Annotated in this window: 6 protein-coding genes and 1 pseudogene; 1 reads left to right on the top strand and 6 read right to left on the bottom strand. The window is 62.5% G+C overall.

The window, feature by feature from the left end:
* Nucleotides 1-64 precede the first annotated feature (64 nt).
* On the bottom strand, nt 65-1,147 hold the full coding sequence (locus ACQ4W6_RS10005; protein WP_436567035.1) for an AI-2E family transporter: 1,083 nt from the start codon (nt 1,145-1,147) through the stop codon (nt 65-67).
* A 187-nt stretch (nt 1,148-1,334) separates the two neighbouring features.
* On the opposite strand from ACQ4W6_RS10005, the gene purM reads away from it, so the two are divergent.
* Complete coding sequence (gene purM, locus ACQ4W6_RS10010; protein WP_436567036.1) at nt 1,335-2,378, top strand: phosphoribosylformylglycinamidine cyclo-ligase; 1,044 nt, start codon at nt 1,335-1,337, stop codon at nt 2,376-2,378.
* A gap of 70 nt (nt 2,379-2,448) precedes the next feature.
* Here purM and ACQ4W6_RS10015 read toward each other — a convergent pair whose 3' ends face one another.
* The 5 genes and pseudogenes from ACQ4W6_RS10015 to ACQ4W6_RS10035 all read right to left on the bottom strand — a co-directional run bounded on the left by ACQ4W6_RS10015 (nt 2,449) and on the right by ACQ4W6_RS10035 (nt 10,370).
* A complete protein-coding gene (locus tag ACQ4W6_RS10015) occupies nt 2,449-3,675 on the bottom strand; it encodes a 6-phosphofructokinase (RefSeq protein ID WP_436567037.1) in 1,227 nt (408 codons plus the stop codon).
* Nucleotides 3,676-3,708: 33 nt separating this feature from the next.
* Complete coding sequence (locus ACQ4W6_RS10020) at nt 3,709-5,718, bottom strand: S9 family peptidase (RefSeq protein ID WP_436567038.1); 2,010 nt, start codon at nt 5,716-5,718, stop codon at nt 3,709-3,711.
* Entirely contained in the window at nt 5,718-7,742 is a 2,025-nt protein-coding gene (locus ACQ4W6_RS10025) for an alpha/beta hydrolase family protein (protein ID WP_436567039.1), read from the bottom strand. The genes ACQ4W6_RS10020 and ACQ4W6_RS10025 overlap by 1 nt, the downstream gene beginning before the upstream one ends.
* Nucleotides 7,743-7,792: 50 nt before the next feature.
* Nucleotides 7,793-8,449, bottom strand: a pseudogene (locus ACQ4W6_RS10030) (alpha/beta hydrolase family protein).
* Nucleotides 8,331-10,370 (bottom strand): S9 family peptidase, encoded by a 2,040-nt coding sequence (locus ACQ4W6_RS10035; RefSeq protein ID WP_436567040.1) that lies wholly within the window; start codon nt 10,368-10,370, stop codon nt 8,331-8,333. Before ACQ4W6_RS10035 ends, ACQ4W6_RS10030 begins: the two are co-directional and overlap by 119 nt.
* Nucleotides 10,371-10,436: the final 66 nt, after the last annotated feature.

The following is a 10,436-nucleotide window of genomic DNA, read 5'->3' on the forward strand; positions in this document are numbered from 1 at the left end:
GTCCTGTTTTTCATTACTGCGTGTGCATCGTGGTGTTGCTAGGTTGATATGATATCTGCTTTTATTATGTATTATAGAAGCTGCTGGACAGGTAGTGGCGTCTTAGATGCTTAAAAGCGACCATCAAGACGGCGGAAGCGGGTAAAGCGAGCAAAACGCCGACGAAACCAAACAATTGTCCAAAGGCCAATAAAGCGAAAATCACGGCCAGGGGATTCAAGCCGATGCGCTCGCCCACCAGGCGCGGGGTGAGGAAAAATCCTTCGATGACCTGGCCGCAGCCGTAGATGACGGCGACGGCGATCACGCCGCTCCAGTCGGCAAATTGCAGCAGGGCGGCGATCAGGGCCAGCATCAGGCCCAGGCCGAAGCCCAGATAGGGAATGAATACCAGCAAGCCGGTGATGATGCCCACCGGCAATGCGACTTCGAAGCCGGCGATGGCCAACGCGGCCGAGTAATAGGTGGCCAGCACCAGCATGACCAGCAATTGGCCGCGCAGGTATTGCGCCAGCAGGGTATCGACTTCCTGCGCCATGCCCACCGTGCGCCCGACCCAGCGGCGCGGCACGGCGCCGGCGATGCGCGCCAGCATCGGATGCCAGTCCAGCAACAAATAGAACAGCACCACGGGAATGAGCACCACGGTGGCCAGCCAGCCCAGCACCGCCGTGCCGCCGATGCGCGCCGACGCCAGCACCGTGCTCCAGATTTCATCGCCGCTGGTGGCCATCTGCTGGCTCAGCATGCGCTTGATGCCCGTACCGTCCAGGCGTACGCGGATGCCCAGGTCGCGCAGTTTTGGCGCCAGGAAGTCATTCGCCTTGTTCAGGAACTGCGGGATCTGCGCCTGCAGCAATGGGATTTCCTTTTGCAGCACGGGCACGACGATCAAGACCAGCGCCGTAATGGCGAGGAAAAACAACACTACGACCAGCAGCACGGCCAGCGGGCGCGGCAGGTAAAAGCGCCTGTAGTGCAGGCGCTGTAATCGGTCCACGCCGGGATTGAGCACGTAGGCGAGGATGGCGGCGGCCAGGAAGGGCGTCAGGATGGGCCCCAGGCTGGCCAGCAAGAGTAGAAATGCCAGCCAGACCGCGATCCAAAATGCTGTTTGCTTCTGTTCGGCAGTGATCGGGAATGGCATGTAGTTTGGCTTTTGCGTTAAAAAAAGGCAGTTAATTACGAAAGTGCGGGGGCAGTTTGATAAAATAGCGGCTTGATCGACCGAATTCACCAGTTGGCTACGCGCCGCGGGATGTCAAAAACATCCATGCGCGCGCGTGCCAGCGGGTATCCGCCTTCTATTTTACCGCCTCCGCTGCCACCACACCATGAACCAGACTCCTAATGTTTCCCTTTCCTACCGTGATGCTGGCGTCGATATCGACGCAGGCGACGCTTTAGTCGAAGCAATCAAGCCGTTTGCCAAGCGCACCCTGCGCGAAGGCGTGATGGGCGGCCTGGGCGGTTTTGGCGCCATGTTCGAAATCAGCAAGAAGTACAAGGAGCCTGTGCTGGTCTCCGGCACCGACGGCGTGGGCACCAAATTGCGCCTGGCGTTCGAACTGAACCGCCACGACACGGTCGGCATCGACCTGGTCGCCATGAGCGTTAACGACATCCTGGTGCAGGGTGCCGAGCCACTGTTCTTCCTCGACTACTTCGCTTGCGGCAAGCTCGACGTGGCCATCGCCACCGACGTCATCAAGGGCATCGCCCAGGGTTGCGAACAAGCCGGTTGCGCGCTGATCGGCGGCGAAACGGCGGAAATGCCGAGCATGTACCCGGCCGGCGAATACGACCTGGCAGGTTTTGCCGTCGGCGCCGTGGAAAAATCGAAAATCATCGACGGCACCAAGATCGCTCCGGGCGACGTGGTGCTGGGCCTGGCTTCGTCGGGCGTGCATTCGAACGGTTACTCGCTGGTACGCAAGATCATCGAAGTGGCCAAGCCGGACCTGGAAGGCGACTTCCACGGCCGCAAGCTGGCCGACGTGCTGATGCAGCCAACGCGCATCTACGTCAAACCGCTGCTGGCGCTGATGGATGCCATGGAAGTCAAAGGCATGGTGCACATCACCGGTGGCGGCCTGGTGGAAAACATCCCGCGCGTGCTGCAGCCAGGCCTGGTGGCCGAGCTGGACTCGAAGGCATGGACCATGCCACCGCTGTTTACGTGGCTGCAACAGCACGGCGGCGTGGCTGACGCCGAAATGCACCGTGTCTTCAACTGCGGCATCGGCATGACGGTCATCGTTTCGCAGGAAAACGCCGACGCCGCCATCGCGCAGCTTGCCGCGGCCGGCGAAAGCGTCTCGCGCATCGGCACCATCCGCGCCCGCGTGGGTGACGAGCACCAAACGATTGTGATCTAAGTTTTACTTCTTCACGAAAAAAGCAGGCCTCTTGCGAGCGCCTGCTTTTTTTACGTCCGCTGTCAGGCGATTATGGGTTGAGCACCTTGGCCACTTTCGCGGCACGAAGTCGGAATGCATCGGGCATTTTTGAGCCCAGCAGTGGGCGCAAATACATGCGAAAGGCGTCCGTGATGTCGGTGCCGCTCTCGCTGATGAACTCGTCATCCATGGTGCGCGTCTTGCCCGCCACTTCCGTCAGGGGCAGCAGCTCGTAGTCGACCGAATAAAAGCCGGTGCGCTTGATGGCGACGGAACCATCGCGGTCGCCCCACATGGCGAATTGCACGGCCTTTTCGCCCACCTCGCGCGCCTCGCGCTGGTCGACGTCGGAGACGCAGCCGATGAAGGAGCGCTGCAAGTAACCGAAGGTATCGCCGCGCACGCGCTTGATGCCCAGCCTGGCCTTGATCTCGTCGCACAAGAGGTCGGCCAGTGCGCCCGTGCCCGACAGTTGCACATTGCCGTGCGCATCGCGCTCGACCTCGTTGCCGACCTTTTTGGCCAGCAGGCTGGCGATGGCCTCGCCTGAAGCATCGTGGATGCCTTCGGAGACGGCAATCACGCAGCGGCCGTATTTTTCATAGGTGGCTTTCACGTCGGCCAGGAAACTGTCAAGGACGAAGGCGCGTTCGGGCAGGTAGATCAGGTGCGGGCCGTCGTCCGGAAACTTCTTGCCCAGCGCCGAGGCGGCCGTCAGGAATCCCGCATGGCGCCCCATCACCACGCCCACATACACGCCGGGCAGGGCAGCGTTGTCGAGGTTGGCGCCGGCAAACGCTTGCGCGACGAAACGGGCGGCGGACGGAAAGCCGGGTGTGTGGTCGCTGCCCACCAGGTCGTTGTCGATGGTTTTCGGGATGTGGATGCAGCGCAGCGGATAGCCGGCCTTGTGCGCTTCCTCGCTGACGATGCGCACCGTGTCGGACGAGTCATTGCCGCCGATGTAAAAGAAGTGCTCGATTTCGTGCGCGCGCAGCACTTCGTAGATTTTCTGGCAATACGCAATATCTGGCTTGTCGCGCGTGGAACCCAGGGCGGAAGAGGGCGTGGCGGCCACCAGTTCCAGGTTGTGGCTGGTTTCTTGCGTCAGATCAACAAACTCTTCATTGACGATGCCGCGCACGCCATGTAGCGCGCCATACACGCGCGTGACGTGCTGGAAACGCCGCGATTCGAGCACTACGCCCACCAGCGACTGGTTGATGACGGCAGTGGGGCCGCCCCCTTGGGCGACAAGAATTTTTCCAGACGGCATGGGATTTCCTCGTAAGTGGAACGGCCCTCCAGCCTACTCCTTTTTGGCGGACGCGCTGTCTTTCCCGATATTTCTGTCGAGAAATTTCTCTACCCGCCCCCAGAAATCGATGCGGTTCTGCGGCAAGGTCCAGCCGTGTCCCTCTTCGTCGTACACTACCCATTCGACATCGCCGTTGTGCTGCTTGACGGCCGCATAGAACTGCTTGCCGTGGTACAGCGGCACCCGCATGTCGGCCGCGCCATACGCCAGCAGCAGGGGCTGGGTGATGCGCGCCGCCTGGGCGATGGGCGAGGTGGCCTGGAACTGGGCGGTGTTGGCTGCCCGGTCGCCGATCAGCTCCGGCATGCCGTACTGTTTCCAGTCATCACCCAGGTCCGACTTGAAACTCCAGTGGCCGCTGTACAGCAAGTTGATGTCGGTCACGCCCACCCAGTCGATGGCGCAGCGGTACAGGTCGGGATCGTTGACCAGGCCCATCAGGGCGGCATAGCCACCATAGCTGGCGCCGGCGATGCAGATGCGGCGCGGATCGGCGACCCCTTCGGCAATGGCCCAGCGCGCGCCGTCGGCGATGTCGTCCTGCATCTTCAAGCCCCATTGTTTCCAGCCGGCACGAAAATGCTTGCTGCCGAAGCCCGTGCTGCCGCGAAATTCCGGCTGCAGCACGGCATAGCCGCGCGAGGCGAGAAATTGCACCTGGGCATCCCATTGCCAGGAACTGCCTCGCACATACGGGCCGCCATGCACCAGCACCACCATCGGCAACTGCTTGCCAGTGCCATTCTTCGGTACGGTGAGCCAGGCTGGAATATTGAGGCCGTCGCGCGCCTTGTAGCGCAGCAGTTGTTGTTCGCTCATCTGCGCTGGCTGGATGTGCGGCTGCGTCTCGCCGATGATGCTCAACTGCCCCGTGTCGCTGTTAAACAGCAAGAATTTGCCCGGTTGCCGGTCGGAGTACGACGTCACCAGCATGAAGGGTGTGGCGGGGCGGGCCGCCAGCGAGACCAGGTTGATGGTGGATGGCAACAAGGCATCGATGCGTGCCTGGGTGGCTACCATGGCGGGGTCAAACCAGCGCGTGGCGAGCGCATCGCTCAGGTGGCGCACGCCCAGCAGCTTGTCTTGCCGCACAATCAGATTGCCGCTGAAGTCATAGCCGTCGAGCGAGATGATGGGCGTTGGCGCGATGCGCTTGCTGGCCAGGTCGTAGGCGTGCACGGACAGCGTATCGTTGCCAAGGCGGGCGCTCACGTACAAGGTGCCGTCCGGGCCGAAGGACAGGGGCGTGAAGGCGTCGGGGCCGCCAAAGTAGGCGTCGAACTGCGCCAGCTGGCGCCAGGCGCCGCCCTCTGGCTCCCGGTACAGCACGCTTTCGATATTGCGCTCACGGGTGACAGCCAGGCGCGGCTCGCCATGCTGGTCCAGCAGCCAGCGCTGCACCTTGCCCGGTGGCTTGACGCTCGTGCTGCGGCCGGTGAGCGTGTCAAGCTGGCGCAGGCTCTGGTACTCGGCCTCGCCCGTCGAGGCATACACGGTGCTGCGTACGTACACAGCATTGGAATTTTGCGCGCCGCGCTGGCCCGTCAGGTAGGTATGCCAGGGCAGCAGTCTGTAGATTGAGGTGGACAGGATGGGTTCGGCGCTGCGCGCAGCGAGCTGGCGAAAGGCGCTGCCGTCGCGGTTGACGGCAAACAGGCCAGGCCCGTAGCGCAGGTCGCCGGGCGCCGTCTGGCGGTCGCGCGTATTGAGTATCAGGCGCTCTTCGTTGACCCATTCGATGTCGCCCACGTCGACATCGCTGAATTGCGCCACGATCTTGATGCTGTTGTCGAGCAGGTTGACGACGGCCAGCCGCTCGCGCTTGTTCGCGCCGGCGACTTTCACGGCCAGGTAGCGCGCCTCAGGCGAGAGCAGGGCGCCGCTGAATTCAGGGTTGGCAAAGAAAGCGGCCAGCGGCGGGGGCGCCGGCTGGGCGTGCGCCAAGAGGGGCGCAAGGCAGGCGGCCACCAGGGCGGCGCGCAGGAGGCGAAAGCAGGTCATCAGGGGGTGCCGATATTTTTCAGTAAAAATTGCTCCACCCTGCTCCAGAAATCGTAGCGGGTGGACGGCAAGGCCCAGCCGTGGCCTTCCGTGGCGTATTCCACCCATTCCACCTGCGAGTTGGTCTTGCGGACGGCATCGTAGAACTTGCGGCCATGGGGCAGGGGCACGCGCTGGTCGGCGCTGCCGTAGGCCAGCAGCAGAGGCTGGGTGATGCGCGCGGCCTGCTGCAATGGTGAAGTGGCCTTGAACTGGGCCGCATCCTTGACAGGGTCGCCAATCAGCACGGGCATGCCGTATTGGCGGTAGTGCTCGGAGACGTCCGAGTAGCCGCCCCAGCTGCCGTTGCGCAGCAGTTCGATGTCGGTGACGCCGGCCCAATCGATGCCGCAGCGGTACAGGTCCGGGTCGTTGATCAGGCCCATCAAAGTGGCATAGCCGCCATAGCTGGCGCCGGCGATGCAGATGCGGCGCGGGTCGGCGATGCCTTCGGCAATCGCCCAGCGCGCGCCATCAGCGATATCGTCCTGCATTTTCAAGCCCCATTGCTTCCATCCGGCCTGGAAGTGATGCTGGCCGAAGCCCGTGCTGCCCCGGTATTCCGGTTCCAGCACCACATAGCCGCGCGAGGCCAGGAATTGGCTTTCGGCATTCCAGTTCCAGCTGCCGCGCACCCATGGGCCGCCATGCACGAGCACCACCATGGGGCGCATTTTTGCCCCTCCCTTGGGGATTGTCAGCCAGGCGGGAATGCTGAGGCCATCGCGGGCCTTGTAGTGGCGCAAGTCCTTATTTGCCATCTGTGATGACACGATGGCGGGGTGGGCGCTACCGAGCACGCTCAAACTGCCCGTCTCGCTATTGAACAGCTGATACATGACCGGCATGGTGTCAGAAACGCTGCGCACCAGGATGAAGGGCGTGGCCGAACGCCAGCCGGTGGACAGGCTGTTGATGCTCATGGGCAGCAAGGCATTCACCTGCTTTTGCATGGCTTGCATCTTTTCATCGAGCCATTGCGTGGTTTGTGCATCGGTTTCATAGCGCAGGCCCAGCAGGTGGCCGCTGCTGCTCAGCATTTCCGCTTGCACATCGAAGTCGGGCGAGGCGGCCAGGGGCGTGTCAGCGAGGCGGTTCTTTTCCAGGTCGTAGCGGTACAGCGCCAGCTTGTCGCGGCCATGCTGGGCATGCACGTACAGGCTGCCGTCGGGAGCGAAGAAGGCGGGCGTGAACGCGTCCTTGCCGCCGCTGTAGGCGTCGAAGCGGGCCAGCGTGCGCCACGGCGCATCGCTACTGTCGCGGTAATGGATTTCTTCCTGGGCGCCGTTGCGCACCTGCGCGATGCGCAATTGTCCCTGTTTGTCGAACAGCCAGTTGCGCGTGCCGGGCGGCTGCGCGATGGTCTTGGCGATGCCAGTACTGGTATTGAGGCGCAACAGGGCCAGGTCGTTGATCTCGCCGGGGCGGGTGAATTCCGGTTGGGCGACAAACACGTCGTCCGATTGCTGGTCGCCGATGCTTTGCAGCAGGAAGGTGTTCCACGGCAGCATCAATATGGCGCGCTTGTTTTGCCGGAAATCGGTGCGCGTGACCAGTTGCCGGTAATTGCTGCCGTCGGCGTTGACGGCGTACAGGCCGGGTCCGTAGCGTAATGCGCCCTGCGCCAGTTGCCGGTCAGCCAGGTCGAATACGACACGCTGGTCGTTGACCCAGCGGAAGTTATTCACATCGGCGTCGCTGAAGAACGCCACCACCTTGACTTGCATGCTCGCCAGTTCCAGCACGGCAAGGCGCACGCGCTGCCCGGCAGGCGCCACGCGCACGGCCAGACGGCGGCCATCGGGCGAGAGAATGGCGCCGCTGAAGGAGCTGCTTTCAAAAAAATTCTCGATGGGAATCAGCGCGCCTGGCCCGCTCACTACAGTGGCCGCCGCAGGTGCCGCGTCGAGCGCCCATGCGCCTGATGCGCTGGTCAATGTGCACAGGGACGCGAACAGCGCTGCGTAAAACTGTTTGCCAAACATGTTTTCCTTTTGATGGTAGCAATAATGAAACACAAGGGTGTTAGTGAAAATCAAGGTGGCCCGTTATAGCGTCGGAGGAACGTTTCCACGCGTTGCCAGAAGTCGATGCGGTTCTTCGGCAAGCGCCAGTCGTGGCCTTCGTCGTCATAGCGCAGCCACTGCGCATGCGGATTATTCTGCCGGATAGCCTGATACACATTTTCGGCATCGGACGACGGCAGTTGCTGATCGGCATCGCCATGCGCCATCAGCAGCGGCTGCGTGATGCGCGCGGCCAGGTAGCGGGGCGAGGTGGTGCGCCATTGCGCGGCATCGTGTTCCGCGTCGCCGATCAGGCTGCTGGCCGGATAGCGGTCATGGCGCGCATCGAGATTGGCGCCCACGCGTCAGCGGCCATCGGCCAGCGCCGCCAGGTCGGTGACGGCCGACCAGGCCACGCCGCAGCGGTATAGCTCGCCGTCCTTGGCCAGTCCCATCAGCGCCGCATAGCCCCCATAACCGCCGCCGACGATGCACACGCGTTGCGGATCGGCGATGCCCTGGGCGATGGCCCAGCGCGCGCCATCGCCCAAGTCGTCCTGCATGGCCTTATGGCGCGGTGGCGGTGGCTGGAGCCGGTGTTGCGCCCGCTGGTCCGATGCTGCGTGCCAGCAGCTTTTCGGCGCGGCTCCAGAAGTCGACATTGTTTTTCTGCAGCGCCCAGCCATGGCCTTCCTCGTTGTATAGCACCCACTCGACATTCGGGTTGGTCTTGCTGACGGCCTGGTAGAACAGGCGGCCCTGGTTGGCCGGTACGCGCTGATCCGCGCCGCCATAGCCGAGCAACAAAGGCTGCTTGATGCGGGCCGCCTGTTGCAGCGGCGACGTGGCCTTCAGTTGCGCTGCATCAAGAACGGCGTCGCCGACCATATCTTTCATGCCGCTTTTTTTATAGGAATCGGCCAGGTCGGAATCGCCGGTCCAGTGTCCATCGCGCATCATGTTGATGTCGGTGACGCCGACCCAGTTGATGCCGCATTTGAACAGGTCGGGATCGTTGAGCAAGCCCATCAGTGTGGAATAGCCGCCATAGCTGGCGCCGGCTATGCAGATGCGCTGCGGATCTGCATAGCCCTGGGCGATGGCCCAGCGGGCGCCGTCGGCGATATCGTCCTGCATCTTCAAGCCCCATTGCTTCCAGCCCGCCTTGTAGTGCGCCGCGCCATAGCCGGTGCTGCCGCGGTAGTCCGGTTCCAGCACGGCATAGCCGCGCGACGCCAGGAACTGGGTTTCGCGATTCCAGCTCCAGTGGCCGCCGCGTACCCAGGGGCCGCCATGCACCATCACCACCATGGGCAGGTTCTTGCCGCTGTGGCCCTTGGGCAGCGTCAGGTAGGCTGGAATGCTGAGGCCATCGCGCGCCGGGTAGCGCACCAGCGTCTTGTGCGACATTTTCAAGGGATCGATGGCCGGGTGGCTGCTGCCTACGGGCATGAGTTGACCCGTGTCGGTATTGAAGATGAGTACAGTTGCCGGCTGCACATCGGAACTGGCCGTGACCAGCACGAACGGCGTTGCCGGCCGTTTCGCCACGGAAATGGTATTCACGGTGGCGGGCAGCAGGGCATCGACCTTGGACTGGACGGCGTCGAGCGGCTTGTCGAACCAGATCGTGCCGGCGGCATCCGTTTCAAAGCGCATGCCCAGTAATTTATCGGCGCCCTGGATGGGGATGCCGGAAAAATCGTAGCCGGGCGTGTTGGCCAGCGGCGCACCCTCGATGGCGTCCTTCGCCAGGTCATAGCGGTAAACCGCCTGCGTACCCTTATATGGCGCATGCACATAGAAATTACCTTTGGCATCAAAGAAGGCCGGCGAAAAATCGCCGTCCTTGGCTTGATACACATCGCTTTCGCGCAGCTTGCGCCACGGCGATTGCGCATCGTCGCGGTAAAAAATGGAGCGCTTGTTTTCCTTGACCACCAGGGCGATGCGCACCTGGCCTTCCTGGTCCAGCAGCCAGCCCTGGGCATCGGCCAGCGTGGCGGCGACCTTGCTGATGCCCGTCACCGTATTCAAGCGCAGCAGTGCTTCCGAGGGAACGCCGGTGGTGCTGAAGCTCGTTTTCGTGACGTAGACGTCATCCGTGCTGTGATCGCCGCTGGCGCTGAGCAGCCGCGTATTCCAGCTTAGCATCTCACGCGTGCTGCTGGTTGTGGTCTTCGTGGAATAGGTGTTGCTGGCCAGCTGGCGGTAGCCGCTGCCGTCGATGTTGATGGCATACAAGCCCGGTCCGTACTGCACATCCCCTTGGGCAATATTGCGGTCAATCACGCTATACACGATGCGTTGCTCATTGACCCAGGCGATGCTGCTGATATCGGCATCTTCGAACGAGGTCAGGCCCGCGACCTTCATGCTGGGCAAATCGACAGTATATAGCTGGACCCGTCCCCCCTTGGCGCTGACCAGCACGGCGACATGGCGGCCATCGGGCGACAGCACGGCGCCGCTGAGCGCGGCATTGGCAAAGAAGTCGGCAATGGAGACCGCCGCGGCGGGCGCGCTCGCTGTGGCGGCATTCGCTGGCAGGCAGGCGATACTGGATAACACGGCACTCAGGGTGAGACAGGCAAGGCTGGACCGCATGGTTACTCCGGATTGAATTGCTAGATAGGGTATTCATTTGAATATTGTTTCCCCAAGGCTATCATT

Source organism: Janthinobacterium woesei (assembly GCF_051380875.1).
Classification (GTDB): Bacteria; Pseudomonadota; Gammaproteobacteria; order Burkholderiales; family Burkholderiaceae_D; genus Janthinobacterium.